At 39.8% G+C, this 26,007-nt stretch carries 31 protein-coding genes and 1 other annotated feature; of the genes, 24 read left to right on the top strand and 7 right to left on the bottom strand.

Going from position 1 to position 26,007, the window contains the following annotated elements; translation table 11 throughout:
- Window positions 1-184 precede the first annotated feature (184 nt).
- From yjbM to FFR60_RS19185, 5 genes are all read left to right on the top strand, one after another.
- Window positions 185-850, top strand: a complete 666-nt coding sequence (gene yjbM, locus FFR60_RS19205) for a GTP diphosphokinase (protein WP_088932053.1) — start codon at window positions 185-187, stop codon at window positions 848-850.
- A complete protein-coding gene (locus FFR60_RS19200) occupies window positions 822-1,625 on the top strand; it encodes an NAD kinase (RefSeq protein ID WP_137665391.1) in 804 nt (267 codons plus the stop codon). Before yjbM ends, FFR60_RS19200 begins: the two co-directional genes overlap by 29 nt.
- A 4-nt stretch (window positions 1,626-1,629) precedes the next feature.
- On the top strand, window positions 1,630-2,523 hold the full coding sequence (locus FFR60_RS19195) for an RluA family pseudouridine synthase (RefSeq protein ID WP_137665390.1): 894 nt from the start codon (window positions 1,630-1,632) through the stop codon (window positions 2,521-2,523).
- 408 nt (window positions 2,524-2,931) lie between these two features.
- A complete protein-coding gene (gene mgtE, locus FFR60_RS19190; RefSeq protein ID WP_088932056.1) occupies window positions 2,932-4,302 on the top strand; it encodes a magnesium transporter in 1,371 nt (456 codons plus the stop codon).
- A gap of 42 nt (window positions 4,303-4,344) precedes the next feature.
- Window positions 4,345-4,788, top strand: a complete 444-nt coding sequence (locus FFR60_RS19185; protein ID WP_088932057.1) for an NUDIX hydrolase — start codon at window positions 4,345-4,347, stop codon at window positions 4,786-4,788.
- 81 nt (window positions 4,789-4,869) lie between these two features.
- Here the strand turns inward: FFR60_RS19185 and FFR60_RS19180 are convergent, their stop codons facing one another.
- Entirely contained in the window at window positions 4,870-5,505 is a 636-nt protein-coding gene (locus FFR60_RS19180; RefSeq protein ID WP_137665389.1) for a copper homeostasis protein CutC, read from the bottom strand.
- A 195-nt stretch (window positions 5,506-5,700) separates the two neighbouring features.
- Here FFR60_RS19180 and FFR60_RS19175 point away from each other — a divergent pair, with 195 nt between their 5' ends.
- From FFR60_RS19175 to recD2, 4 genes are all read left to right on the top strand, one after another.
- Entirely contained in the window at window positions 5,701-6,528 is an 828-nt protein-coding gene (locus FFR60_RS19175; RefSeq protein ID WP_137665388.1) for a methyltransferase domain-containing protein, read from the top strand.
- Window positions 6,529-6,757: 229 nt separating this feature from the next.
- Window positions 6,758-7,264: a tRNA (uridine(34)/cytosine(34)/5-carboxymethylaminomethyluridine(34)-2'-O)-methyltransferase TrmL gene (gene trmL / locus FFR60_RS19170; protein ID WP_137665387.1), complete on the top strand. Its 507-nt coding sequence runs from the start codon at window positions 6,758-6,760 to the stop codon at window positions 7,262-7,264.
- 27 nt (window positions 7,265-7,291) lie between these two features.
- Window positions 7,292-7,948 carry a histidine phosphatase family protein gene (locus tag FFR60_RS19165; RefSeq protein WP_137665386.1) on the top strand — a complete coding sequence of 219 codons (657 nt, stop codon included), beginning with the start codon at window positions 7,292-7,294 and terminating at the stop codon, window positions 7,946-7,948.
- A 17-nt stretch (window positions 7,949-7,965) separates the two neighbouring features.
- Window positions 7,966-10,368 (top strand): SF1B family DNA helicase RecD2, encoded by a 2,403-nt coding sequence (gene recD2 / locus FFR60_RS19160; protein ID WP_137665385.1) that lies wholly within the window; start codon window positions 7,966-7,968, stop codon window positions 10,366-10,368.
- Between the two features lie 34 nt (window positions 10,369-10,402).
- Here recD2 and FFR60_RS19155 read toward each other — a convergent pair whose 3' ends face one another.
- Window positions 10,403-11,392, bottom strand: coding sequence for a diacylglycerol/lipid kinase family protein (locus FFR60_RS19155; RefSeq protein WP_137665384.1), 990 nt, complete (start codon window positions 11,390-11,392; stop codon window positions 10,403-10,405).
- Between the two features lie 135 nt (window positions 11,393-11,527).
- Window positions 11,528-11,827: a hypothetical protein gene (locus FFR60_RS19150; protein WP_137665383.1), complete on the bottom strand. Its 300-nt coding sequence runs from the start codon at window positions 11,825-11,827 to the stop codon at window positions 11,528-11,530.
- 193 nt (window positions 11,828-12,020) lie between these two features.
- On the opposite strand from FFR60_RS19150, the gene FFR60_RS19145 reads away from it, so the two are divergent.
- Window positions 12,021-12,524, top strand: coding sequence for a QueT transporter family protein (locus FFR60_RS19145; RefSeq protein WP_371853789.1), 504 nt, complete (start codon window positions 12,021-12,023; stop codon window positions 12,522-12,524).
- A 47-nt stretch (window positions 12,525-12,571) separates the two neighbouring features.
- Here FFR60_RS19145 and cbpA read toward each other — a convergent pair whose 3' ends face one another.
- Window positions 12,572-13,213 carry a cyclic di-AMP binding protein CbpA gene (gene cbpA, locus FFR60_RS19140; protein WP_088932066.1) on the bottom strand — a complete coding sequence of 214 codons (642 nt, stop codon included), beginning with the start codon at window positions 13,211-13,213 and terminating at the stop codon, window positions 12,572-12,574.
- A gap of 296 nt (window positions 13,214-13,509) precedes the next feature.
- Between cbpA and rpmG the strand changes: the two genes are divergently transcribed.
- The 8 genes from rpmG to efaA all read left to right on the top strand — a co-directional run bounded on the left by rpmG (window position 13,510) and on the right by efaA (window position 19,451).
- Window positions 13,510-13,662: a 50S ribosomal protein L33 gene (rpmG, locus tag FFR60_RS19135; protein ID WP_010739830.1), complete on the top strand. Its 153-nt coding sequence runs from the start codon at window positions 13,510-13,512 to the stop codon at window positions 13,660-13,662.
- A gap of 24 nt (window positions 13,663-13,686) precedes the next feature.
- Window positions 13,687-13,857 (top strand): preprotein translocase subunit SecE, encoded by a 171-nt coding sequence (secE, locus tag FFR60_RS19130; RefSeq protein WP_010746478.1) that lies wholly within the window; start codon window positions 13,687-13,689, stop codon window positions 13,855-13,857.
- A gap of 96 nt (window positions 13,858-13,953) precedes the next feature.
- A complete protein-coding gene (nusG, locus tag FFR60_RS19125; protein ID WP_088934600.1) occupies window positions 13,954-14,496 on the top strand; it encodes a transcription termination/antitermination protein NusG in 543 nt (180 codons plus the stop codon).
- Window positions 14,497-14,705: 209 nt separating this feature from the next.
- Window positions 14,706-15,575, top strand: a complete 870-nt coding sequence (locus FFR60_RS19120) for an alpha/beta fold hydrolase (RefSeq protein ID WP_137665382.1) — start codon at window positions 14,706-14,708, stop codon at window positions 15,573-15,575.
- Window positions 15,576-15,697: 122 nt separating this feature from the next.
- Window positions 15,698-16,798 (top strand): lactate oxidase, encoded by a 1,101-nt coding sequence (locus FFR60_RS19115; RefSeq protein ID WP_137665381.1) that lies wholly within the window; start codon window positions 15,698-15,700, stop codon window positions 16,796-16,798.
- Between the two features lie 140 nt (window positions 16,799-16,938).
- Window positions 16,939-17,688 carry a metal ABC transporter ATP-binding protein gene (locus FFR60_RS19110; RefSeq protein ID WP_137665380.1) on the top strand — a complete coding sequence of 250 codons (750 nt, stop codon included), beginning with the start codon at window positions 16,939-16,941 and terminating at the stop codon, window positions 17,686-17,688.
- Window positions 17,678-18,532, top strand: a complete 855-nt coding sequence (locus FFR60_RS19105) for a metal ABC transporter permease (RefSeq protein ID WP_088932070.1) — start codon at window positions 17,678-17,680, stop codon at window positions 18,530-18,532. Before FFR60_RS19110 ends, FFR60_RS19105 begins: the two co-directional genes overlap by 11 nt.
- Window positions 18,522-19,451 (top strand): Mn/Fe ABC transporter substrate-binding lipoprotein EfaA, encoded by a 930-nt coding sequence (gene efaA, locus FFR60_RS19100; protein WP_137665379.1) that lies wholly within the window; start codon window positions 18,522-18,524, stop codon window positions 19,449-19,451. The genes FFR60_RS19105 and efaA overlap by 11 nt, the downstream gene beginning before the upstream one ends.
- A gap of 41 nt (window positions 19,452-19,492) precedes the next feature.
- Here the strand turns inward: efaA and sdaAA are convergent, their stop codons facing one another.
- Together sdaAA and sdaAB are read right to left on the bottom strand one after the other, a co-directional pair.
- Entirely contained in the window at window positions 19,493-20,377 is an 885-nt protein-coding gene (gene sdaAA, locus FFR60_RS19095) for an L-serine ammonia-lyase, iron-sulfur-dependent, subunit alpha (protein ID WP_137665378.1), read from the bottom strand.
- Window positions 20,378-20,450: 73 nt separating this feature from the next.
- Window positions 20,451-21,125, bottom strand: coding sequence for an L-serine ammonia-lyase, iron-sulfur-dependent subunit beta (gene sdaAB / locus FFR60_RS19090; RefSeq protein ID WP_088932073.1), 675 nt, complete (start codon window positions 21,123-21,125; stop codon window positions 20,451-20,453).
- Window positions 21,126-21,421: 296 nt separating this feature from the next.
- Between sdaAB and rplK the strand changes: the two genes are divergently transcribed.
- From rplK to rplL, 4 genes are all read left to right on the top strand, one after another.
- Window positions 21,422-21,844, top strand: a complete 423-nt coding sequence (gene rplK / locus FFR60_RS19085; protein ID WP_088932074.1) for a 50S ribosomal protein L11 — start codon at window positions 21,422-21,424, stop codon at window positions 21,842-21,844.
- A gap of 112 nt (window positions 21,845-21,956) precedes the next feature.
- Window positions 21,957-22,646, top strand: a complete 690-nt coding sequence (rplA, locus tag FFR60_RS19080; protein WP_088932075.1) for a 50S ribosomal protein L1 — start codon at window positions 21,957-21,959, stop codon at window positions 22,644-22,646.
- A 55-nt stretch (window positions 22,647-22,701) separates the two neighbouring features.
- Window positions 22,702-22,828, top strand: a sequence feature (ribosomal protein L10 leader region).
- 42 nt (window positions 22,829-22,870) lie between these two features.
- A complete protein-coding gene (gene rplJ / locus FFR60_RS19075; RefSeq protein WP_088932076.1) occupies window positions 22,871-23,371 on the top strand; it encodes a 50S ribosomal protein L10 in 501 nt (166 codons plus the stop codon).
- 56 nt (window positions 23,372-23,427) lie between these two features.
- A complete protein-coding gene (rplL, locus tag FFR60_RS19070; RefSeq protein ID WP_016181529.1) occupies window positions 23,428-23,796 on the top strand; it encodes a 50S ribosomal protein L7/L12 in 369 nt (122 codons plus the stop codon).
- A 112-nt stretch (window positions 23,797-23,908) separates the two neighbouring features.
- On the opposite strand, the gene FFR60_RS19065 is transcribed toward rplL, so the two are convergent.
- Window positions 23,909-24,532, bottom strand: a complete 624-nt coding sequence (locus FFR60_RS19065) for a hypothetical protein (protein ID WP_137665377.1) — start codon at window positions 24,530-24,532, stop codon at window positions 23,909-23,911.
- Between the two features lie 192 nt (window positions 24,533-24,724).
- Here FFR60_RS19065 and FFR60_RS19060 point away from each other — a divergent pair, with 192 nt between their 5' ends.
- Window positions 24,725-25,126, top strand: coding sequence for an organic hydroperoxide resistance protein (locus FFR60_RS19060; RefSeq protein WP_137665376.1), 402 nt, complete (start codon window positions 24,725-24,727; stop codon window positions 25,124-25,126).
- Window positions 25,127-25,350: 224 nt separating this feature from the next.
- Window positions 25,351-26,004 (top strand): MIP/aquaporin family protein, encoded by a 654-nt coding sequence (locus tag FFR60_RS19055; protein ID WP_371853787.1) that lies wholly within the window; start codon window positions 25,351-25,353, stop codon window positions 26,002-26,004.
- The last annotated feature ends 3 nt before the right edge of the window (window positions 26,005-26,007 follow it).

Genomic DNA, 26,007 nt, shown 5'->3' with positions numbered 1-26,007 from the left:
AGAAATTTCCTAATATAAGACATCCTCACATAGAATAACCTAGATAGTCAAACAATTAGAGCTAATTCCATAAAAATGTTAGTATTTTGTAATATTTGTTAAGCATCAAAAATATGATAATTCTTTCTGTGGAGGGTTTGTGATAAGATAAGAAAGAATGGAAAAATGAAGCGAGGGATATGCGATGGAGAGAGACTGGGATTCATTTCTTGCTCCTTATGAATTAGCAGTAGCAGAGTTAAAGATAAAATTACGGGGATTGCGTAAGCAGTACCGTACGAGCGGGGATCACGTGCCGATCGAGTTTGTAACCGGTCGAGTTAAACCAGTAGAAAGCATCCTTAATAAAGCAGAGCTGCGAGGGATTCCGCTAGACCGTTTAGAAGATGAAATGTCCGACATGGCAGGAATGCGCATCATGTGTCAATTTGTTGAAGACATTCCTTTGGTCGTGGAAATTTTGCGGCGCAGAAATGATATGAAGATCATTCAAGAACGAGATTACATAACAAATCGAAAAGCCAGCGGGTATCGTTCTTATCATTTAGTCATCGAATATCCGGTGCAAATGTTAGAAGGCGAAAAGAAACTTTTAGCAGAGATTCAAATTCGGACCCTATCAATGAATTTTTGGGCAACGATCGAACACTCAATGAATTACAAATATGAAGGACAAATACCTGAAAATATCCAGAAGCGGTTATTCCGTGCTGCCGAAGCGGCTTATCAATTAGATGAGGAAATGTCCAGCATTCGTGGTGAGATTCAAGAAGCGCAGCATGTATTTAATCGCAAGGAACAAAAAAAGGAAGTGGGACAACGTGGGACTACGGATCGGAATCATTCATAATCAAGAAGAAAAATCAATTCGAGTATTGCAACGCTTACGTGGTTTATTGGCGGATAAGGATGATTTAGAAATCGTGGAGCGTGATCCAGAATTAGTGATCACGCTCGGCGGCGACGGCACACTGCTATCGGCATTTCATCGGTATAATCATCGTTTGGATGAAGTTCGCTTTCTCGGAGTCCATACGGGACATCTGGGATTTTACACTGATTGGCGCGACTATGAGCTTCCTGAATTGGTAAACAGTTTAAGCGCTGAGCAGGGAAAGAGTGTCAGTTATCCTCTTTTGGATGTTGTTTTGACAACGACAGATGGGGAACAAAAGCACTTTTTGGCATTAAATGAGTCTACGATTCGTAAAGGCAGCCGCACGATGGTGGCGGATGTCTACATCAAAGAAGAATTATTTGAACGGTTTCGTGGCGACGGCTTAGCTATCTCCACGCCTACAGGTTCAACGGCTTATAATAAAAGTGTCGGCGGCGCGGTGGTTCATCCAAGTATCAATGCGATGCAATTATCGGAAATTGCTTCATTGAATAATCGTGTTTTTCGGACGTTAGGCTCTCCAAGTATTATCGGCTCCCACGAATGGATCGATGTGCGGCTGAAAAGCAGTGAACAACATTTAATTACGATCGATCAGCTTGATATCAATCGCAAAGGTATTACGTCGATCAAATATAAAATCGCCGAGGAACGAATTCATTTCGCTTCTTATCGACACATGCATTTTTGGCATCGGGTTAAGGATGCCTTTATTCGAGAGGATTAATCTTGTGGAATTTAAATGGACTTATCAAGAGCAAACCAGCTCGCTTGTACGAACTTTTTTAAAACGCCAAGGAATCTCAAAAAAATTACTAGCTAAAATTAAATTTCACGGTGGAAAAATTTTAGTAAATGAGACTGAACAAAACGTCTTGTTTTCTTTAAAAGCCCATGATATTGTAACTGTTGTGATTCCAGACGAGGAACCGCATGAAACCTTATTGGCTGATGAAATTCCGATTGACATCGTTTTTGAGGATGAACATTTATTGGTCGTCAATAAGCCGGCGGGGATCGCTTCGATTCCAGCGCAATATCATCCGCGCGGAACGATGGCGAACCGCGTCAAGGCCTATTATGTAGCCCAAAATTATGCCAATCAAGTTGTTCATGTCGTTACACGTTTGGATCGAGATACGTCAGGGTTGATGCTGTTTGCAAAACACGGCTTTGCCCATGCGAAGCTGGATCAAGGACTGCAGCAAAAGCAATTTGTCAAAAAATACCAGGCATTGGTTTCAGGTGAAGTTGATACTCTGCAATCGCACGGAAACATATTGCTGCCGATCGGGCGTGATTTATCTTCATTATTGAAACGTCAGGTCACTGAAACGGGGCAAAAAGCCGAAACAGAATACTGGTTAAAAAAACGAAATCAAGTATGTGCTTTAGTCGATATTCAGCTGCATACAGGCCGGACCCATCAAATTCGAGTCCATTTTTCAGCAATCGGCTGCCCATTGCTAGGTGACGACCTTTATGAAGGCGCGATGGATTTAGGTATTGAGCGACAAGCCTTACATTGCTACTCCTTAACTTTTCCCCATCCATTTAGCAGCGAGACGATGCATTTTGAATTACCATTAGCGGATGACATGGCGAAAATAGCAGAAGCAATTTAGATAGGACCACTAAAAAGAGCAGAATGATATCCGAACCGAAAAACGAACTAATTTTTCTGTTAAGAAAAATTAATACATAAAAATGAGGTAGGTTGTCAGTACTGCTTTTCGCAGTGATTCAAAGTTGAGAAAGACCAAAATGACTTTAGCTGAAAAAAGCACAAGCAGTTTAGCAGGATGATATCCGAACCGAAAAACAAACTAATTTTTCTGTTAAGAAAAATTAATACATAAATATGAGGTAGGTTGTCAGTACTGCTTTTCGCAGTGATTCAAAGTTGAGAAAGACCAAAATGGCTTTAGTGGAAAAAAGTACAAGTAGTTTAGCAGGATGATATCCGAACCGAAAAACAAACTAATTTTTCTGTTAAGAAAAATTAATACATAAATACGAGGTAGGTGAGATTGATGGATGAGAACCAAGAAGAGCTTGAAATACATTTCCAACAATTACGGGAGGAACTAGGTCAGAATGATATACAGGCGTTTCGTGATCATTTCCTGGAAATGCATTTTTATGATCAGGGGCAATTTTATCAATCTTTGAACCAAGAAGAACGACAACTCGTTTATTCTTATTTATCTCCTAAAGAATTAGCTGACATGTTTGACGTTATTGAAGAAGACGATGAACATATGGACGAATATCTGAATGAGATGCGCCCGCAATATGCGGCGGATATGTTATCTGAAATGTATACCGATAACGCGGTGGATCTACTTAACGAGTTAGATAAGAAGCCGGTAGCGAAATATTTAAGCTTGATGGATTCTGAGCATGCGAATGAAATTCGAGATTTGCTTCATTATGAAGATGACACAGCTGGGTCATTAATGACAACGGAGTATGTTTCGATCGTAGCAAATCAAACTGTTCGTTCTGCCATGTACGTTTTGAAAAAAGAAGCCCAAATTGCCGAGACAATCTATTATACTTATGTAGTGAACGATGACAATCAGCTAGTTGGGGTTATTTCGCTGCGTGATTTGATCGTCAATGATGATGATACAATGGTTTCAGATGTAATGAGTGAACGGATGATCTCTGTTCACGTTGGGGATGATCAAGAAGATGTGGCGCAGACCTTCCGTGATTATGATTTCCTTGCTTTGCCGGTTACAGATTATGATGACCATTTGTTGGGGATCGTGACAGTTGATGATATCATTGATGTAATCGATGATGAAGCGGCTAGTGACTACTCTGGTTTGGCGGGGGTCAATGTCGAAGAGGTCAATGAGAATCCTGTCAAAGCTGCTTCGCGGCGGTTGCCTTGGCTGATTACGTTGCTATTTTTAGGAATGACAACAGCAACATTGATCAATCATTACGAAGAATTAGTCAGCAAGGCCAGTATCTTAGCAGTCTTTATTTCATTGATCACTGGGACTGCCGGTAATGCCGGCACACAGTCTTTAGCCGTAGCAGTAAGAAGGTTAGCCGTTTCAGATGACAATGAAAAGAATTTCGGGAAACTGATTATCGGTGAAGTGTTGACTGGACTGGTAACGGGGCTTGTAACTGGAGTGACGATTTTCTTCATTGTCGGTATTTGGAAACATAATTTTATTTTAGGCTTTGTCATTGGTGCGGCCATGATGGCGGCAATCACAGTAGCGAATTTAGCCGGAAGTTTTATTCCCATGCTGATGGAAAAGTTAGGCTTTGATCCGGCTGTTGCCAGCGGCCCGTTTATTACCACCCTGAGTGATTTGACCAGTGTATTGATTTATTTCAATATTGCTAGTCTCTTTATGGAACGATTTATTGGTCAATGATTAATACTTTAAAAGACATACGCTGAAAGTAGTGAGAAAATTTTGAAAAAAGCTTATGCCGTTATTATCCGCAATGGACTGATTCTTTTAGTCCGGCGGCAGGGAATGCCTGTATGGGATTTGCCTGGAGGAGAACTCCTCCCAAATGAGAATGAACGAGATGGAATGCAGCGTCTGATCAAAGAGCTGCTTTCTTTCGACAGTAAAGTAGAGGATCTAATAGGAATTTATACAAAAGAGTATCATGATGAAGAGATCACGTACGTCTATAAGGTCCAAGAAACGGTTTCGCAAAGTAAGATGGAATCGCATGAGTATGTGGCGTTCAATTTTTTTGATCTCCAAAATTTGCCACTGAATGTTTTTCCTGATCGACTTCGTCAGATTAAGGATTATAAGACCGGGCGGTATCCAGTGCGCTTGCGATTAAAGGAAAACAGATGGCTGTTCAAAATAAAAACCTTCATCAAAGAAAAAAGAAAATGATTCGCAGTGATCGCGAATCATTTTCTTTTTTTGTCTAGGCTGAGATAGCGGCGAATGAGACAGTCGAAGAAGTAACGATGGTTAAAATTGAACAACTTTTGTGCCATGAACTTCGGTGACGCCTAAACGCTCAGCTATTCTTTCTGCATTTTCTGCATTGATTCCGCCGCCAGGCAAGATGATGATCCGACCAGCTGCGTAATCGATCAATTCTTTTAGATGAGGCAGATTTTCTTCGATGGAGGTCGATAAAGGACCACCATGGGTCAAGATCCGATCAATTCCTAATTTTACGAACCAATCAATTGTTTTGAACTGCTCTTCTTTCGAGAGTTCATCAAAGGCCATATGAAAAGTCGTCAGTAAGCCTTCACTGTTGCCGACTAACATTTCTATGGCTTCTTCATCTACTTCGTTGTTTTCGGTCAAACAACCAAAGACCACACCATCAGTTCCAGCATTTTTCGCATGGATCAAATCATTCTCCATGATCTTTAATTCAATATCGTTGTAAACAAAATTTCCGCCTCGTGGACGAATCATTGTCATAATCGGTACATGTTTTTCACCGGCGTAAGCCAAAGCTTCTTCGATCACACCTATACTAGGGGTTGTTCCGCCAGCAGCTAAGTTATCACATAGTTCGATCCGACCAGCACCTGCTTGGATTGCTTTTGGGATGTCGGTATAATTTTCTGCGCAAAATTCTTTAATCAAGATTGTATCCTCCAATTTTGTCCTAATGTTTGAAAAAAAGTCTAAGATGCGGTTTCTTTATCAGCATAACGATTTCACCGGATACAGTAATATTCGTCCTGATGAAGTGACATCTCGCGTATAGTTTAGCACATCTCAACGATAGTAGGAATAGAAGAACTATGCTATGATAGATTAGCGAAAAGGAGTGGAAAGATGCTTAAAAAAATTGATCGGGGAGCTTTATTTTTGGCCGAGCAGCATAAGTTGTTTCGTTGTCCAAAATGTCACCGAGAAATGACACTGCAAGATAAAAGTTTGACCTGTGTGAATGGACATCGCTTTGATCTAGCGAAAAAAGGAACACTTTACTTTTTAGATCATCAAATCAAAACGGAATATGATAATGAGATGTTTGAACCGCGAGGAAGAATGATCCGCTCTGGGATGTATCAGCCGGTAATAGAAAAAATTTCACAATTGATGCACACGGGGAACCTTTTGGATGTTGGTTGCGGAGAAGGAAGCTTTTTGCAGCAGGTAAGTCAGCTAAAAGAAAATCCTGTATCAATTGGTTTTGATATTGCTAAGGAAGGAATCTATCTGGCGAGTAATCAGCCGATCGAAGCCTTTTGGTGTGTCGCTGATTTGACGAACCTGCCTTTTGCTGATGATTCTTTTGATACGATTCTAAACATTTTTTCGCCTTCACAGTATCGTGAATTCAAGCGTGTGTTGAAGCCAGATGGCTGTGTAATCAAAATTGTTCCTCAATCGGGCTATCTGCAAGAATTACGAGCAGTCTATCATCCTGATGGTGAGGCTTATTCGAATGAGGCAGTTATTCAACGTTTCACGAAGGAGCTTACACTCGATCATCGCGAGCGAGTGACGTATGAGTTTGAAATACCAGCAGAAAATCGTTTAGATCTTTTGGAGATGTCACCATTGGAATGGAAGGTCTCAGCGGATATAAAGAAGAAGTTAGCTGAGAATCCTCTGAGGAAAATAACTATTGATATCGAAATATTAAAAGGTCATTAGAGAAATCGTTTTCATTCAAATTACTGAAAAGAGAAGGTTGCATTTGTGACTTCGTGATGTTATAGTACAAACAAGTTGTTTTTCATTGGTTTTTATCAGGTTCCTGTTCTGATAAAAGTTAGTGAAAAGTGCTTCACTAACGTAGCGACTCGCCGTGCTTGACACCGAGTTGGTACGTTTTTTTTTTGTTAAAAAATATATATTGAGATAAGAACGAGGGGAAACTATCATGACAAACCATATCGTATTATTTGAACCGCAAATTCCGGCGAACACGGGTAATATTGCGCGAACGTGTGCGGCAACCAATTCACCACTGCATTTGATTAAGCCCTTAGGTTTTTCTACTGATGATAAGCATTTGAAGCGAGCAGGCTTAGATTACTGGAATGATGTGAATATCACATACCATGAAAATTTGGCTGCATTTTTAGATTATTTGGGCGATCAGCCATTACATTTGATCACAAAATTTGCTAATGCTACGTATTCTGAGATTGATTATACAGATGGTGCGGACCATTTCTTTATGTTTGGAAAAGAAACAACGGGCTTGCCAGAAGAATTTATGCGGGAAAATGAGGAAAAATGTTTGCGTATCCCAATGAACGACGAACATGTTCGTTCGTTGAATCTTTCTAACACGGTCGCTTTAGTTGTGTATGAAGCATTGCGCCAACAAAATTTTCCTAATTTGGAATTGACGCATCACTACGAACACGATAAGTTAGACTAGATAATAAGTAGTTGGAAAGGGATTTTTATGAAACTTTATTTTACTCGTCACGGAAAAACTCGGTGGAATCAAGAGAAACGTTTCCAAGGGATGATGGGAGATTCTCCTTTACTGCCTGAAAGTTTAGAAGCAATCAAAGCACTAGGAAAAGAATTGAAAGATGTTCCATTTGAAAAAATTTATACCAGTACATTGAAGCGTGCTTACTTAACGGCGGAAGGTATCAATAAGCAATTAACTCACCCAACTGAAATAATTCGTTCAGAAGACTTGCGAGAACTTGGCTTAGGAACTTTAGAAGGACAGTTAATTCCTGTAATTCAAGAACGTTATCCCAAAGACATGGTTAATTTACGCCATCATTTAGAATTATATGATCCAACTCCATTTGAAGGAGAGAAGATCGAAGATATGCTGAAACGAATCAATGATTTAGTTGAAAAGGCAGTGGCTGAAGCTAAAGAAGGTCCGCTTCTTTTTGTCGGTCATGGGGCGGCCTTAACAGCAGCCATCCAAGCCTTAACAGGAAAACCCTTGAGTGAGTTAAGAGAAATGGGCGGTTTATTTAACAATAGCTTGACGATCTTAGAGGCAGACAGCAACAAACCACCGTATCGAATGATTCAATGGAATGATGTTAGTTTTCTAGAAGGTACAGGATCAAAGCCAGATTCATTACTCTAATCGAAAGGAGGAGCGAAATGTCGGAAGAACAGTTATACATCGTGGGAACATTAAAAGTAATCTTTTTTCAAAATCCCAGCAATTTTTATAAAGTCTTACTGATCAAGGTCACGGATACAAATAGTGATTATCTGGAACAGGAGATTGTTGTTACGGGAAGTTTTGGCGATATGCAAGAAGATGAAGACTATCGCTTCTTCGGACATTTTGTCGATCACCCTCGCTACGGCAAACAATTTTTAGTGGAAAGCTATGAACAGGCGCATCCAACTTCGGCAAACGGTTTGATTAATTACCTTTCTAGTGAAAAGTTTCCCGGGATTGGAAAGATAACTGCCGAGAAAATAATTGAAGTTCTAGGTGAGGAAGCCATCGATCAGATTATGGAAAATCCTGCGGTATTGGCAAAGGTTCCAAATCTAAACGTGAAAAAGCAGAAGGTAATTGTCGAGACGATTCGACAAAATCATGGGATGGAGCAAATCATCGTCGGCTTGAGTCGTTATGGTTTTGGAAGTCAACTTTCGTTTGCGATTTTTCAAACCTATCGAAATGAAGCATTGGAAGTAATCGCGGAAAATCCTTACCAGCTGGTAGAAGATATTGAAGGTATTGGCTTTAAAAAGGCGGATAGCTTAGCTGAACAACTGGGGATTGCCGCGGACAGTCCGCAGCGGATTCGAGCAGCGATCTTTCATCAAGTTAATGAGGATGCGAATCAGAGCGGCGACACTTATGTGGAAGCTCAACAATTGTTGACAGAAGTCTTGCAGCTTTTAGAAACGACGCGGCCTGTTGAAATTGCTCCCGATCAAATCGCCAATATGATCATTCAATTAGTTGAAGAGGAAAAAATTCAGCAAGAAGCGACAAAAATCTATGAGAATACATTGTTTTATAGTGAGTGGGGGATCGCTTCTTCGATCGAACGATTACTGGCTCGTAAAAAAGAGATCAACTATCCGCAAGAAACGATTGATAAAAAACTGCGAATTATCGAGAAACAATTGAAGATCACATATGGCGATTCGCAAGATCAAGCAATCAAAGAGGCAATTCGTTCGCCTTTATTTATTTTGACTGGCGGACCTGGTACGGGGAAGACGACTGTCATTAATGGAATCGTCAAATTATTCGCAGAGCTGAATGATTTGTCTTTAGATCCAAAAGAGTATACGAACGCGGTTTTTCCCATTTTATTAGCAGCACCAACTGGTCGGGCAGCAAAACGGATGAACGAGACGACCGATTTGCCTGCCAGCACGATCCATCGATTACTAGGATTGAATGCCAATGATGACACTCCAGATATCGAAGCGAAAGAATTAGATGGCGGTTTATTGATCGTTGACGAGATGTCCATGGTGGATACTTGGTTGGCTAATACCTTACTAAAAGCGATTCCTAATAATATGCAGGTGATTTTTGTCGGGGATAAAGATCAATTGCCATCGGTTGGACCGGGGCAGGTTTTTCATGATCTATTGCAAATCGAAGATATTCCAAAGATGGAGCTGACCGATATTTATCGTCAGGGCGATGGTTCGTCAATCATTCCGTTAGCACATGAAATCAAAGACGGAAAACTGCCGCAGGATTTTCGAAAGAATCAGCAGGATCGCTCATTTATTGCCTGTCATGCTTTTCAAATGGAAGAAGTCGTGAAGCAGATTGTGGAACGGGCGAAGAAAAAAGGCTACACTGCTCAAGATGTTCAAGTTTTAGCACCGATGTATCGTGGTCCAGCCGGAATCGATGCCATCAATAAAATGATGCAGGAAATTTTTAATCCCAACGATGGACGGAAAAAAGAAGTTCAGTGGAACGATGTTGTGTATCGTATTGGGGATAAAGTTCTACAATTAGTCAATAATCCGGAACTAAATGTTTTCAATGGAGATATGGGAATGATTGTTGGGATCATTCCTGCGAAAGAATCGGAAGATAAAGTGGATGAACTGGTGATCCAGTTTGACAGCAACGAGGTCAGTTATAAGCGTTCGGAATGGAATAAGATCAAACTTTCTTATTGTTGTTCGATCCATAAAGCGCAAGGAAGCGAGTTTAAAATGGTGCTCCTGCCGATGGTCAAGCAGTATTCTCGGATGCTTCAGCGGAACCTTTTATATACAGCTGTGACACGTAGCAGAGAGCTGCTGATTTTATTAGGTGAGGAAGAAGCTTTTCAGGCTTGCGTAAATCGTGAATCAGCGGTTCGCAAAACGACCTTAATCGAGCGAATCACCAGGGGGACAGAAGTTGTACCGGTACCGCCAAAGGTAGAACCTTTTAAAGCCGCAGAAGACAAACAAAAACCAGCGATGAACGAACCAACTATTTTGACGCCAAAATTGGTTGCTGGGCAAACGATTGATCCTATGATCGGCATGGAGAATATCACACCGGCAATGTTTATGTAACAATAAAAAAGGACTGAAAAATAAATCCGCGGATTTATTTTTCAGTCCTTTTGTCTGCATACCAGATGTATTGTGTAGCGGTTGAGAAATTCATATCAAAAGATCTTTCTCCCATGTTTTCACCATCGGCTTGACCATGCTGCGGGACAACGGAGACGATCCGTATTTTACTGCTGGTAAAATGCTTGTAATGTTTATTATCGGTATGTTTCTTTCGCAAAAGCTGGATTAGAAAACGCAAGATGGCTGGTAGATTTGGTTTTTCTACAACGACGAGATCAATCGTATCTTTTTTCGGATCAGCCATTGGAGCAATTGCTACGCCGCCGCCAAAATAAGGAATATTTGTAGTAGTACATAAGAAAGTTCGTTCAAAACTCAATGTTTGACCATTTAGCTCAACAAGAATTGGAAAAGTTTTTTGAGTAAAAATAGCCTTCACCAAATATATTGCGTAAGATGCTGAACCTAAATGATACTTATTCAACACTTTTTTTGAGGTAGATGCATTTGTTGTAGCAACGATCAGTGCGTCCAAACCAATCCCGACATTGTTTAAAATGACGCCTTGCTCTTCACGGATTTTTTCCTCATAGTGAAAAACATTGATCGGTTGTGGTTTCAATGCAGAGGTGATTTGCTCAAACGCTTTTTCTGGCTCACGAGACAGACCAATGCCGCGGGCAAAATCATTTCCTGATCCAGCAGGGATATAGCTGACCGGAAGTTGATAATCCAAAGCATAAATTTGATTCACAACTTCGTGTAACGTTCCATCGCCGCCAATCACTACCAACAGGTGAAACGAATTATCGACATGGTCCTTTTCGCAAGTTTCTGACCAAGGGCTGAGTAAGTCTACTAGACGCCCTACGATCTCTCTTTCGTCACCAGGCTGCTCGGTGTAATAAGGAGTGTATGTATAATCACCGTCATCAAGTAACTGGATGATTTTTTCTGCTGCTTTCGCCGCGTTGCCGCTGCCGGCTGCGGGATTGATTAAAATATGATAATGAAAATTCATGTCCTCGATCCTTTCAAAGACTGATTATAACAGAGTAATGAAAGGAACTGTAGAAAATTGAATCAAATTTTTTCGAATCGCGCTAATGAAAAAATCCCCCTTCAATATGAAGAGGGAGGAGTTACCATGGAAGAGTTATGCTTTTTTTGATTTCTGGATAAACCAATCGATAACTTTTTTGTCGTAATTTGAAGCCTGATACTCATTGTTTACAGTAGTTGTTTTAGTTGTCTGATTCGTTGTAACGACTAAGGTTCCCCAAATGTAAAACAAGGAATTGTTCTCATTAATTTCAATTTTATATTTTTCTACTAGTGGCGCCTGCGTGCTGCAACAGCCATAATTTCCAGAAGTCCAACGGTCTTTGATGACAGCTTCACCATCATGTTGTGCTCGTATATACAATTGCTCCAACTCATTGTCGATACCTATCATGGTTAACACCTTTCTTTGGCTAAAAGAATTGCTTACAAATTGATTGTATCATTAGAGGTTTAAAAATTTCAATTTTAGAAGACTTCAAAAAAGAGCCGGAGTTGACTTACATTCTGAAAAAACGTATGCTGTAAAAGGTTTACAGCGGTTCATCAACCATCCCGCTTTAAAAAAACTCGGAGAAAGAAGGAAAATTATGAATATGGTAGAAAGAAAGCGAGTCAATGTCATGGTGACTAACGGAATCATTATGGCGCTTTATTTGGCTCTGACGATTTTAGTTTCGCCGGTGGCTTCAGGGGCGATCCAATTTCGTATCTCAGAAAGTTTGAATCACTTGGTCGTATTTAATCGAAAATATCTATGGGGGATCTTTGGCGGAGTCGTTGTATATAATGCGATCTTCGGCATGGGTTGGCTAGATGTCATTTTCGGTGGAGGCCAGACACTCTTAGCATTATCCTTAACGGCAGTTTTACAAAATATTGTTAAGAATACGAAGGTTCGGTTAGCCTTGAATGTGGTTTTCTTTAGTGCAAGTATGTTTCTGATTGCGCTGATGCTGAATTTAACAGCACAACTGCCTTTTTGGCCGACTTATGGCTGGACGGCATTGAGTGAAGCAATCATTATGACGATCTCAGCACCAATCATGTATTATTTAAATGAACGATTGCATTTCGCAAAACAAATATAAAAAAATGGCGGTCCTAGTTTTCTAGGATCGCCATTTTGCTTGAGAAATTAGTCTTGCATCGATAAAGATTCTACTTCTTGAATCTCAAAATGTTTACGCTCAAGATAATCGATGATTTGATTCAATTTATTTTCATCCACGCCAGCAGGCAAAGTGAACAGGGTCCGACGTCCTTTGAAATCTTGGCCGACATCTAAGGTGATGCAGCTTGCGATCGGGGTGAATTTAGAAATGATCTTCGACATAACGGCTAAGTCACCGCGTTTTCCAGTAGAAACAACGGTTATCACATAGCTGCCAGTTTGGATATTCCAAGATTGAGATAACATATTTAATAAAGTACTGTGGGTTAAGATACCATAAAAATGGTGATCCTCATCTAAAACAGTGATGTATGGTAATTCTTTAATCGTAAAAAAGATTTTAAAAAATGAAGTGTCTAATGAAATGAATTTCGTTGCATTTTTTAGCAAATGAGTAACTGGCAGATCCATATCGCCGCCATTTGCTTTGTGCCGGTAAATGTGCATTTTGTAGATATTGCCTCGGAAAATCTGATCACTTTCATCAAGGATCGGAACACAACGAAAGCCCGTGCCTTCTAAAATGTCCAACGCCTCTTGCAATGTCGTCGATTCATTGATCGTCGTCAAATTCTCTTTGGGATAAACGAGACTTTTTAATAACATCCAATAACCCTCCAATAAAGCTATTCATTCTTTCATCATATTATCATATTCTCCTAGATAAAGAAATTCATTTTAGAAACAATTCAAATAGACTTTACGAGTGCTAAAGAAAGAATTACAGCTGCAAGGAAAGATTGACAGGAAAAAGGATAGATGATAATGTTAGTCTGTGACTTTCTGAGGTTGCCAATCGATTTTTTAATGGTTTGGTTACTGCCGAAGTTTTATGCAACGACAATCAAATCATTTTTCTTTAGAAGGATGATTATATCAAAAGGAATTAGGAGTAGATCGCTATGGCAACAAAAAAAGCGGCTCTGGCCTGCACTGTCTGTGGTTCTAGAAACTACACGAAATCAGTGAGTGAAGGCAAACGCGGCGAGCGTTTAGAGATTAATAAGTTTTGCAAACATTGCAATCAGTACACGATACATAAAGAAACAAAATAATTAACAAACTAGGGGGATATTCAGTTGAACTTTTTACGCAGTGTCAGAGAAGAAATGAAACTTGTTTCATGGCCTTCAAAAAAACAATTGCGCCATGACTCGCTGGTCGTAATCGAAACAGCAATCATTTTTGCTTTGATGTTTTTCATCATGGATACAGCGATTCAAGCATTGATCAATTTGATCATTCGTTAGTAGCCAATTCAAAAAAAGCATGTTATACTATTTGAGAGAAAAAGCCTTGGTACTACTGAGGTTTTTTTATTTTAGAACGAGGAGCCGATGGCGAAAATGGAATCTTTTGAAAAACAATGGTATGTGCTGCATACCTATTCCGGCTATGAGAACAAAGTAAAAGCAAACATAGAATCACGTGCACAAAGTATGCGGATGGAAGACTATATTTTCCGTGTAGTTGTCCCGGAAGAAACTGAAACAGAAGTTAAGGGCGGTAAAGAAAAAGAAATCGTCCACAAGACTTTCCCTGGGTATGTGTTAGTAGAAATGGTCATGACGGATGATTCTTGGTATGTTGTTCGTAATACACCAGGTGTAACTGGCTTCGTTGGTTCACACGGTGCCGGAAGCAAACCAGCGCCATTGATGCCAGAGGAAATCAACCACATCTTACGCTCTTTAGGTATGAGTACTCGCCAACACGACTTAGAAATTGAAGTGGGCGAAACAGTAAAAATCATCGAAGGTGCTTTTGCAGGACTTGAAGGTGTTATCACTGAAATCGACGAAGAACGTGACAAAATCAAAGCTAATATTGATATGTTCGGTCGTGAAACAAGTACTGAATTAGACTTTGATCAAATCGATAAAATTTAATTAGCTGTTCAAGCCGAGACGATTTGTCTCGGTTTTTCTTTTTGTCTATTGAAGGTATTTCAAAATAGTAATAGGAATGAGTGTCTAAACTTTCAATATTTAATCTCCTTTAGGTTGAGTTGACGCTCCTATGTGCCTATAGTAGAGGATATAAAAGCAAAATGACTATTGTTGATTTTTTTATAAAAATAGAAATGAGGTTGTAAGGCATGAAAAAAATATGCTTAAGTTTATTGGCTATCGGGGTGATTTTCGCCCTTGCAGGTTGCAGTTCAGGCGAAACAAAGCAAACAGACAAAACAGAAAAGTCTCAAACAACAGCAACATCAAAAGAAAAAAGTGTTTCAACTAAAAGTGCAGTACCAACAGTTTTTATTCATGGGTATGGCGGCACGATTAATTCTTTTGGCGGGATGATTCAACGATTGTCCAATGAAGGAAAAACGAAAAAAGAAATGCTGATTACTGTCCAAGCAGACGGCACATTGAATGTGGATGGCCAATTAAGCAAAGAAAAAGATAATCCCAGCATCCAAGTGCTATTTGCTGCCAACAAAGACAATGAATGGAATCAGACGGAATGGATCTATAACGTCTTGAAATATTTGAAGCAGCAAGGTGTGGACCAAGTGAATTTAGTCGGTCATTCAATGGGAGGCGTCAGCTCGTTACGCTATTTGACGACATATGGGCAACCCAATGATGCGTCCGCAATTAAAAGTTTTATTGCCATTGGCGCGCCATTTAACGATTTCGATGATACTGCGAATAATCAATCAATCGACGATTTGCTGCAAAACAGTCCAAATACGCAAGCGAGCCGTTATGTCGATTACAGTAATGGCATTAACAATGTGCCAAATAAATTACCGGTATTATTATTGGCAGGAAAATTGAATGAGAATGATATGACAGACGGAACAGTGCCGCTGTCCAGTGCCTTGGCGGCCTATTCATTATTGAAGACTCATGGCAATCCGATCGATTACCAAATTTTCACCGGATCAAATGCTCAGCACAGCCAATTACACGAAAATCCTGCGGTAGATAAGGCTGTTGCAAACTTTTTGTGGAAATAAAAAATTTTAAAGCTCTTTTCTCTAAGAAGGGAATTTTAGGCTGAAAGAGAAGACGATTCCCTTGCTTACTTTTTGTAAGAGTATTAATATACTCTTGTATTCAAAAGAAAGAAGGCTTTATTATGACATATCAAGCAAGCAACGAAGAACATCCGATCGAAATCGTAAATATCGCTTCACTAGAAGGCCGTGTAAAAGAACACATGGACAAAGGTGCGTTTGGTTATATTCGCGGCGGCTCTGAGGACGAATGGACAATGAAGGAAAACACTTCTTCATTTAATAATAAAACGATCATGCCTCGTGTATTACGTGGAATAGATCACGCTGATTTAAGCACAAAGTTATGGGATATCGACTTGGCTACACCGATCATCCAAGCACCATCAGCAGCACAAGGTTTAGCTCATGAAAAAGGTGAAGCTGACACGGCTAAAGGAGTTGCAGCGGCTGGTTCAATCTTTTCGATCAGCACATATGCCAATACAACAATCGAAGATGCTGCCGCAGCGGCACCCGATGCCCCTCAATTTTTCCAATTATATATGAGTAAAGATGATGGATTTAATGAATTTATTTTAGAAAAGGCGGTCAAAGCGGGAGCAAAGGCAATTATCCTGACTGCTGACTCAACACTTGGCGGTTATCGAGAAGAAGATATCATTAATAAGTTCCAATTTCCATTACCAATGCCCAACCTAGCAGCCTACAGTGCCAAAAGCGCCAGCGGTGATGGTGAAGGAAAAGGGATCGCAGAAATCTACGCAGCGGCTAAACAAGGTTTAGTCCCTGAAGATATCAAGAAAATCAAGGATTTAACTAATTTACCCGTCTTTGTCAAAGGAATTCAATCACCTGAAGATGCCGAAGTAGCGATTGCAGCAGGCGCAGATGGTATCTGGATTTCAAATCATGGTGGTCGTCAACTAGATGGCGGACCTGCATCCTTTGATGTCTTGCCATTAATTGCCGGCGTTGTAAATAAACGTGTACCGATTGTTTTTGACAGCGGTGTTCGCCGTGGTGAACATGTTTTCAAAGCTTTAGCTAGTGGCGCTGACTTAGTGGCAATCGGACGTCCAGTTATTTATGGCTTGAACCTTGGTGGTGCTGAAGGTGTGAAATCAGTCTTTGATCATTTGAACAAAGAACTTTCCATTACAATGCAACTTGCAGGGACAAAAAATATTGATGAAGTTAAGAACACGAGATTAAACGACTAAATATTTAGCTAATAGAAGCTTCACCAAGAAGATATTTTTCTTGGTGAAGCTTTTTTCTCATTTTTCTTGCGTACGCTTTCTTTTTAGTTTATTATTAACTTGTAATTTAGGGCAGCCTAAAATAGAAAAGAGGGATAGCTGTGGAAACGATTCGTGTAGAAAATTTATCAGTTGCGTATCGCGGAAAAATTGCATTACAGCATGTGAATTTGGAACTATCCGCTGGGAAATTGACTGGTATCGTTGGTCCTAACGGTGCTGGTAAGTCCACCTTGATGAAAGGGATTCTGCAATTAATAAAAACACAATCAGGAAAAATTTTTTATGGTGAAGAGCCGATTAATAAGCAACGGCAGAAAATCGCTTACGTCGAACAACGGCAGGATATTGATTTGAGTTTTCCTATAGATGTGCTCGGCGTTGTGTTGTTTGGGACATATCCGCATTTGAGAATGTTTCAACGACCAGGAAAGCAGGAGAAAAAGCTCGCGGCAGAATGCTTAGAAAAAGTGGGTCTATCGGAGTTTTCAGGTCGACAAATTAGCGAACTGTCTGGCGGTCAACTGCAACGTGTGTTCATCGCACGCGCATTAGCACAGCAAGCAGAGTGGATTTTATTGGACGAACCTTTCGCCGGAATCGATGCAACCAGCGAAAAAATTATTATTGATCTGTTAAAGGAATTGCGAGATGAAGGAAAGTCTATCGTGATCGTTCACCATGATCTTCATAAAGTCACTGATTATTTTGATGAAGTGATCTTGTTGAACAAAGGCTTGATTGCTTCAGGACCAGTTGCTCAAACGTATACGACGAAAAATATGGAGAAAACGTATGGCAGCGAAATCGCACAAACAATGAGAGTAGGAGGTGTCGACTTTGCTACATGATTTTTTTCAAGGATTGGTTGATTATCAATTTTTACAAAATGCTCTGATCACTTCGATTATGGTAGGAATATCGGCTGGAGTTATTGGTTCATTTATCATTTTACGCGGAATGTCATTGATGGGAGATGCCATCTCTCATGCAGTCCTACCGGGAGTAGCGATCTCTTATATGTTAGGCAGCAGTTACATTATCGGGGCAACTTTTTTCGGAATCTTTTCTGCAGCGCTGATCGGATTTGTTGGCAAACATAGTCGACTCAAAAACGATACAGCAATCGGGATCGTGTTTAGTTCCTTCTTTGCATTAGGGATTATCTTGATTTCTTTTGCTCGGAGCGCCACGGATCTTTACCATATTCTCTTTGGAAATGTTCTAGCTGTTCGAGATTCAGATATGTACCTAACAGCGATCGTAATGGTGATTGTTTTGTTAGCTGTTTTGCTTTTTTACAAACAACTAAAATTAACATCCTTTGCTCCCACAATGGCGCAGTCATATGGTTGGAATATCAGTTTGATCAATTACGGTCTGATGTTTCTGCTGACATTAGTCGCAGTGACATCGTTACAAACAGTTGGGACGATTTTAGTTATCGCCATGTTGATCACACCTGCGGCTACTGCTTATCAGTTAACCAATAAGCTTTCATTAATGGTGGGCTTGTCAACATTATTCGGTGTTTTAAGTGCGATCATCGGGTTGTATTTCAGTTACAGTTATAATCTTCCTTCGGGGGCGACAATTGTAATGACGGCAGCAGTGTTTTTTATTGCGGCTTTTCTGTTTTCTCCAAGCAAAGGATTGATTCAACAATTAAGAAAGGAGCGAATGTATGAAGCATAAAAAAATTATTTTTGCTGGAATTATTAGTATATTAATTCTGGCTGGATGTGGAACAAAAACCAACGAGAGTTCAACTACTAATGATTCAAAGAAACTAGCGGTGGTCGCGACTAACTCTATCATTGCAGATATGGTCAAAGAAGTCGGAAAAAATAAGGTGAGTGTCCATAGTATTGTTCCAGTTGGGACGGATCCCCATGAATATGAACCGTTGCCCGAAGATACTAAGAAAGCTAGCGCAGCAGATGTTGTTTTCTATAATGGCTTGAATTTAGAAACTGGGAACGGCTGGTTTAATAAATTAATGGAGACAGCAAATAAAAAAGAAGACAAAGATTATTTTGCGGTGAGTAAAGAGGTTGAACCTATTCATTTGACTAGCAATAGCAAGCAAGAGGACCCTCATGCTTGGCTGGATATTTCTAACGGTATTCTATATGTTAAGCAGATTCAATCAGTTTTAAGTAAAAAAGATCCAGACAATCAGGCTGAGTACAAGAAAAATGCAGAAGCCTATATCAAAAAGCTGGAAGAGTTGGATAAATCCGCAAAAGAAGAATTCGCGGATATTCCAAGTGAAAAAAAATTGTTGGTTACTAGTGAAGGAGCCTTTAAATATTTTTCTAAAGCTTATGATTTAACGGCAGCTTATATCTGGGAGATCAATACAGAAAGTCAGGGAACACCGGATCAAATGAAGCAGATTGTTGAGAAGGTACGAGATTCTAAGGTTCCTTCGCTGTTTGTAGAAACGAGTGTCGATAAACGCAGTATGGAACGTCTATCAAAAGAAGTCGATTTACCGATTTATAGTGATCTTTATACAGATTCGTTAGCTAAAAAGGGCGAGTCGGGGGATAGTTACTATAAAATGATGAAGTGGAATCTTGATAAGATCCACGAAGGCTTGATGAAATAGTAAAAAGCAGCTGATCGAAAATCAGCTGCTTTTTAGCATGCTTAAACAGTTGCTTTTTCAGGTTTGCCAAAGACTTGGCGTTGTAACCGTAATCCAGTTGGTGTAGTAGCTACACCGCCTTCAGCAGTTTCTTTGAAGATTTGCGGCATTGCGCGGCCGACTTTGTACATTGCTTCCACGACTTCATCAGGCGGGATAACACTGCGAATCCCAGCTAAGGCCATGTCCGCAGAAATAAATGCTTGAGACGCGCCCATCGCGTTACGCTTCACACAAGGAACTTCCACCAGACCAGCAACAGGGTCACAAATCAGTCCCATAACATTTTTTAAAGTAATCGCTAAAGCATTTGCGGCCATTTCTGGTGTGCCGCCGTTTGCGGAAACTAAAGCTGCGGCTGACATTGCACTGGCAGAACCAACCTCGGCTTGGCAGCCGCCCTCTGCACCAGAGATTGAAGCATTGTTTGCCATAACTAAACCAAAAGCACCAGCAGTAAACAGAAAGTCGATTTGTTCTTCATGGCTTAATTCTAATTTCTCGCGAGCTGCCATTAGGACACCTGGTAAGACACCAGCACTGCCAGCAGTAGGAGTAGCACAGACTAATCCCATTTTCGCGTTGACTTCATTAACAGCGATCCCGTTACGAACGGCTTTTAAAATCGTTTCACCGCTCATGAATTTACCGCTTTCGATATAATCATTCATGCGCTTGGCATCTCCGCCGGTGATTTTTGTTACAGAAGTTACCCCTTGAATGCCTTCTTCGATTGAGCTTTCCATTACTTCTAAATTGCGTTCCATCAACGCAATGATTTCTTCACGTGTACGGTCAGTCAACTCCATTTCAGTTGCAATCATCAATTCACCGACAGTTGGATAATCCTTTGCTTGTTCCACAAGCTCTTGGATCGAGTAAAACATGACAATTCCTCCTCATTAAATAATACATATCAATGCAATCATTTTTATAAAATGATGGTTATCTTTTAGTGAGCTATTTAAAATACGTAACGCTCAAGACATCATCTTCACGTTTGATTTCTTGCCTTAAACCTTCTGGATCATCTGGTGTATCATCGATTTCTAAAAGAACGATCCCATTTTCACCTCTGGTTTTGCGAGTCATGGTTACTTTGCCGATATTCAGACCGTGCTTCATAAAGATAGTAGAAACACGCGAAAGCAGACCAGGAACGTCTTTATTAATAATGATATATGTTGGATTTCCCATACCAAGTGAAATGCTGTACCCATTCATCTCGGTAATTTGGATATTTCCACCGCCGATTGATACGCCGGTGATAGACATTTCTAAGTCGCCTTTGATCATGCGTAAGGTGACAGTGTTTGGATGATCTGCGATCTCTTTTTTCGGCACAAAGAGAACTTCCATGCCTTGTTCGTGAGCAATTTTCAATGAATCGGATAAACGTGGATCATCTGGTTCCATCCCTAAAATACCGCCAACTAAAGCAATATCCGTTCCATGGCCGCGATATGTTTTGGCAAATGATTCGTACAAATCAAACTCTACTGAATCAGGCCGTTCCCCAAAGATCATGCGGCAAACTTTTCCGATTCGTGCAGCACCAGCTGTGTGTGAACTGCTTGGGCCCACCATTACCGGACCAATAATGTCAAAAACACTTCGATATTTTAATACTTCCATTATTTTAAACCTCCCCAATTTATCCGATGAAAATCCTCATCAAGTCGACCATAGTGTAACATATACGCTTTCTGAAAATAGTAAGATTAATAATTTATTTTGTTATTCTCATAGTAGTTAAAGAGATTGTGAAGCGTTTTATTATTGTCAAAAAATTTCAACATTAAGAATACTGTCTTGCATTAGGCTAAATAATCTGCTATGATACCAAAGTGTGTCTTTGTACACACGGTTTTAGTGGGAGGAGAAATATTGATCTCCATTAACCACATCACGGACTCAAGGAGGTATGTCTCGTGGCAAAAAAAGTAGAAAAATTAGTTAAATTGCAAATTCCTGCAGGTAAAGCAACACCAGCTCCGCCAGTAGGTCCTGCGCTAGGTCAAGCGGGTATCAACATCATGGGCTTCACAAAAGAATTTAATGCCCGTACTGCTGATCAAGCAGGTTTGATTATTCCAGTTGTGATCTCTGTATATGAAGACCGTTCATTTACATTCATCACAAAAACACCACCAGCTGCAGTATTATTGAAAAAAGCTGCCGGTGTTGAAAAAGGTTCAGGCGAACCAAACAAAAACAAAGTAGCTAAAGTTACTAGCGATCAAGTAAAAGAAATCGCTGAGTTGAAAATGCAAGACCTAAACGCTGCTAACGTTGAGTCAGCAATGCGCATGGTTGAAGGAACTGCACGAAGCATGGGTATCACTGTCGAATAATTTTATTATTATCGATGAACCCAAGAAAGTAGCTTCTCAGTTGGCTCCCTATCTAAAGATACGGAACACGTGGGAGGTTCTACCGTTATAACCACATCAAGGAGGAAACAAAATGGCTAAAAAGAGCAAAAAAATGCAAGATGCATTAAAAAAAGTTGATACTACTAAAGCTTACCCAGTTGCGGAAGCAGTAGCACTAGCAAAAGAAATTAACTTCGCGAAGTTTGACGCAACGGTTGAAGTTGCTTACAAATTGAACGTAGACCCTAAAAAAGCAGACCAACAAATTCGTGGAGCAGTTGTGCTTCCAAACGGAACTGGTAAAACTCAAACTGTTTTAGTATTCGCTAAAGGCGAAAAAGCAAAAGAAGCAGAAGCTGCTGGCGCTGATTTCGTTGGCGATGACGACATGGTTGCAAAAATTCAAGGTGGATGGTTCGACTTTGACGTTGTTGTAGCGACACCTGACATGATGGCTACAGTAGGTAAATTAGGTCGTGTGCTTGGACCAAAAGGTTTAATGCCTAACCCTAAAACTGGTACTGTAACTATGGATGTTACTAAAGCTATTGAAGAAGTTAAAGCTGGTAAAGTAACTTACCGTGTTGACAAAGCTGGTAACGTGCATGTTCCAATCGGTAAAGTATCATTCGACGATGCTAAATTGGTTGAAAACTTCAACACTATCAATGAAACTTTAGTAAAAGCAAAACCTGCAACTGCTAAAGGTCAATACATCAAAAACATTTCAATGACTACAACATTTGGACCTGGTATCCATGTTGAACAATCTGCTATCTAATTAATTTTAGAAAAGCACTTGACTCGGCTAGCTTATCTATGGTAAGTTAGTCGAGGTTAATTTATTAACTGTACCGAAGACAGTAGGTGACGCGAGTCTTAATTTCCTACCGAGGACGTTTATTGAGAACATTCAATAGTCCCTCTATGTCTACGGTGGCATGGAGTTTTTTTGTGTCCATCACAAGAAACTCTCCCCATCAAAATCAGGAGGTGAAATATATAATGAGTGAAGTAGCAATCGCTAAAAAAGCCGCTATCGTTGATGAAGTCACTGAAAAATTCAACGCCGCAGCTTCAGCTGTTATCGTCGATTACCGTGGTTTAACTGTAGAACAAGTGACTGAATTACGTAAACAATTACGCGACGCCAACGTTGAAATGAAAGTTATCAAAAACTCTATCTTAGTTCGTGCAGCTGAAAAAGCTGGTTTGAACGGATTAGAAGAAGTATTCTCAGGACCTACTGCTGTTGCATTTAGTAATGAGGACGTAGTTGCCCCAGCTAAAATTATCGATGAATTCGCTAGTAAAGCTGAAAAACTAGAAATCAAAGGCGGTATCATTGAAGGAAAAGTAGCTTCTATCGAAGAAATTACTGCTCTTGCAAAACTACCGAACCGCGATGGACTTCTTTCTATGCTATTATCTGTTCTTCAAGCGCCAGTCCGCAACGTGGCTTACGCTGTGAAAGCAGTCGCAGAAAAAGAAGAAGAAGTAGCTTAATCGCTGCATAAAATATAAAAAATAAAAAAAACTTACCTAAACGGAGGAAATTTAAAATGGCATTGAACATTGAAAACATTGTTGAAGAGCTTAAAGGCGCAACAATCTTAGAATTAAACGACTTAGTTAAAGCTATCGAAGACGAATTTGGCGTAACTGCTGCTGCTCCTGTAGCTGCTGCTGGCGCTGTTGCAGGTCCTGCTGCTGAAGAACAAACTGAATTTACAGTTGAATTAACAGCTGTCGGCGACCAAAAAGTTAAAGTTATCAAAGCAGTTCGTGAAGCAACTGGCTTAGGCTTGAAAGAAGCTAAAGCTGTAGTTGATGGCGCTCCTGCACCAGTTAAAGAAGATGTATCTAAAGAAGATGCTGAAGCACTTAAAGCTGCTTTAGAAGAAGTTGGCGCATCTGTAACATTAAAATAATCACTTTTGATTATTCCAACAGAGATCTGTTTTCAGATCTCTGTTTTTTTGTGTAGCTTTTAAACGAAAAAAACCGAGCAACTAAATCTTGCTCGGATAATACATATTTTTTTTATTGCAAAACTTCAATCATGACATCGGTTTGATCCTCAGGAACATTTCCAGCGTAATTCGGTGTTGCTAAAGACAGGCCACCTTGTTTATTGTGGAACAGGTATAAATCTCCAGATTGATTATTTGAATTTATGGCACCAGAAATTTGTTCGCCAACAGTGAGTGTAGTACTTACTTTAACCATTCGGATCTCATTCGTGTTAGCTGAAAAGACACGAATGGTTTTGGCAGGCAGATTTTGCATCGTGAGAGTATAAATAGCTTCACTGTGAGTATCAGCATTAAAGGTAATTTGATTAGTATTTGTATTAATATTTATCGAGTCGGGTACATTCATACCGTTGAAATAGAAAGTTGCATAACCGCCAAATTCATTACTTGATACGGTATCAGCTGTTTGTTGCGCAGTCGAAGCTGTTGTCTCAGTAGAAGAATGATTGGTTGAAACATCAGACGAAGATGATGTCTGAGGAGCACTTGACGAATTTTGGCTGGGATTTGCTGAACTTTCTGTGGTGATTGATTTACTTGTTGATGTGTCTGGTGAATCGTTTGACGATTCTTGATTACATCCAGCTAATAAGAAAGATGCAACTAAACATAGCATAAAAATTTTTTTCAAAGACAATCCCCCCTTCGTAATAGATTATAGCAAAAAAACAATCATTTGTAATCGTTTGCACAAAGTTGCTAAAAGTCATACGATAAAATGATTTTGTCTGAACGCTAGCTTTTATTCGTGAGCAATATCTTTGTATACTTAATTGATAACGCGTAGACTATTAATCAAGAAGAAGAAAAGGACTGATTTAATTTGAAGAAAATGTATGAGACAGCTATGATCAACCACGGTGGGCGAACTGGTGATGTGCAAGCACCGAATGGAAGTATGAAAATGAAAATCGAACCACCTTCAATTCATGCGGAAGGAACGAATCCTGAACAATTATTTGCGGCAGGCTATGCATCATGTTTTAATGGGGCGGTACATCATATGCTAAAAGAGCATAATTTAGAATCTGATGCGGAAGTTAAAGCGCGTGTGTCTTTGTATCAGCTTGAAGATGGCGGCTATCAAATCGGAGTGATCCTAGAAACCTCTTTACCAGGTGTAGAAAAAGAAGAAGCGCAAAAAATCGTAGAAGAAGCTCATGAGTTCTGCCCATATTCAAAAGCTACTCGCGGAAACATTGATGTTGAAGTTGAATTGGTATAGCCTATAAATCCCTCAAAATACTGAGGGATTTTTTCTTTTGACTATTTAGTGTAATGAAATGAAAATAGAATTTATTTTTATGATAACATTCTTTATTTGGGAAAATATTTCTATCAATTAATAAAAAAGAGAAGAAAATAAGAGCAATTGCGTATTGCTTTACAAAAAATAAAGATTTAACTAAACTGGAAACTCAATTATTTTGTAAAGGATGTGCAATGAAAATGAAAAAATATTTGGCAGAATTTCTAGGTACCTTTATGCTTGTTTTTTTAGGAACTGGTACAGTAGTTGTTGCTAAAGGTGGTACGTTAACAATAGGTTTAGCATTTGGTTTAGCGATCACGATCATGGCTTATGCGGTAGGAGGTATTTCTGGCGGCAACTTCAATCCTGGTGTCTCTATTGCCATGATGATTAACAAACGGTTAGCAGTGAAAGATGGGATTTTTTATATTATCGCCCAAGCGCTAGGGTCAATTGCAGCTTCAGCAATTATATACATTTATGTTCATGCGCTAAAATTACCTAGCGACGGCTTTGGTCAAACAGATTTCCCTAAAATCAGTGCTGCTCAAGCATTTGGTGTCGAAACACTGATCACTTTCTTATTCGTATTCATCATTTTGATGGTAACCAGTGAAAAATTTGGTAACGCGCAAATGGCTCCGCTAGCGATCGGTATTTCGTTGGCGTTCTTGATTATCGTAGCATTAAACTTAACAGGCGGTTCATTAAATGCAGCCCGCAGCTTAGGACCAGCGCTCTTTGCTGGCGGCAGTGCATTATCTCACTACTGGGTTTACTTATTAGCACCAACAGTGGGTGCGATTATTGCAGCTTTTGTTGCTAAATTTATGGGCAGCGAAGAAAAATAATTT

Source organism: Enterococcus hulanensis (assembly GCF_005405485.1).
GTDB lineage: Bacteria > Bacillota > Bacilli > Lactobacillales > Enterococcaceae > Enterococcus_A > Enterococcus_A hulanensis.
Note: the sequence above shows the minus strand (reverse complement) of the source record. Positions and strands in the feature narration are given on the sequence as shown.

Excerpts from the sequence above, each read along its gene's own strand:
- trmL (WP_137665387.1), top strand. The coding sequence starts at position 6,758 with ATGACAAACCATATCGTATTATTTGAACCGCAAATTCCGGCGAACACG.
- FFR60_RS19055 (WP_371853787.1), top strand. The coding sequence starts at position 25,351 with ATGAAAAAATATTTGGCAGAATTTCTAGGTACCTTTATGCTTGTTTTT.
- rpmG (WP_010739830.1), top strand. The coding sequence starts at position 13,510 with ATGGCAACAAAAAAAGCGGCTCTGGCCTGCACTGTCTGTGGTTCTAGA.
- cbpA (WP_088932066.1), bottom strand. The coding sequence starts at position 13,213 with ATGTTATTAAAAAGTCTCGTTTATCCCAAAGAGAATTTGACGACGATC.
- FFR60_RS19165 (WP_137665386.1), top strand. The coding sequence starts at position 7,292 with ATGAAACTTTATTTTACTCGTCACGGAAAAACTCGGTGGAATCAAGAG.
- recD2 (WP_137665385.1), top strand. The coding sequence starts at position 7,966 with ATGTCGGAAGAACAGTTATACATCGTGGGAACATTAAAAGTAATCTTT.
- rplJ (WP_088932076.1), top strand. The coding sequence starts at position 22,871 with ATGAGTGAAGTAGCAATCGCTAAAAAAGCCGCTATCGTTGATGAAGTC.
- FFR60_RS19150 (WP_137665383.1), bottom strand. The coding sequence starts at position 11,827 with ATGATAGGTATCGACAATGAGTTGGAGCAATTGTATATACGAGCACAA.
- nusG (WP_088934600.1), top strand. The coding sequence starts at position 13,954 with ATGGAATCTTTTGAAAAACAATGGTATGTGCTGCATACCTATTCCGGC.
- sdaAA (WP_137665378.1), bottom strand. The coding sequence starts at position 20,377 with ATGTTTTACTCGATCCAAGAGCTTGTGGAACAAGCAAAGGATTATCCA.
- yjbM (WP_088932053.1), top strand. The coding sequence starts at position 185 with ATGGAGAGAGACTGGGATTCATTTCTTGCTCCTTATGAATTAGCAGTA.
- FFR60_RS19120 (WP_137665382.1), top strand. The coding sequence starts at position 14,706 with ATGAAAAAAATATGCTTAAGTTTATTGGCTATCGGGGTGATTTTCGCC.
- rplL (WP_016181529.1), top strand. The coding sequence starts at position 23,428 with ATGGCATTGAACATTGAAAACATTGTTGAAGAGCTTAAAGGCGCAACA.
- FFR60_RS19155 (WP_137665384.1), bottom strand. The coding sequence starts at position 11,392 with ATGAATTTTCATTATCATATTTTAATCAATCCCGCAGCCGGCAGCGGC.
- sdaAB (WP_088932073.1), bottom strand. The coding sequence starts at position 21,125 with ATGGAAGTATTAAAATATCGAAGTGTTTTTGACATTATTGGTCCGGTA.
- FFR60_RS19115 (WP_137665381.1), top strand. The coding sequence starts at position 15,698 with ATGACATATCAAGCAAGCAACGAAGAACATCCGATCGAAATCGTAAAT.
- rplA (WP_088932075.1), top strand. The coding sequence starts at position 21,957 with ATGGCTAAAAAGAGCAAAAAAATGCAAGATGCATTAAAAAAAGTTGAT.
- mgtE (WP_088932056.1), top strand. The coding sequence starts at position 2,932 with ATGGATGAGAACCAAGAAGAGCTTGAAATACATTTCCAACAATTACGG.
- efaA (WP_137665379.1), top strand. The coding sequence starts at position 18,522 with ATGAAGCATAAAAAAATTATTTTTGCTGGAATTATTAGTATATTAATT.
- FFR60_RS19175 (WP_137665388.1), top strand. The coding sequence starts at position 5,701 with ATGCTTAAAAAAATTGATCGGGGAGCTTTATTTTTGGCCGAGCAGCAT.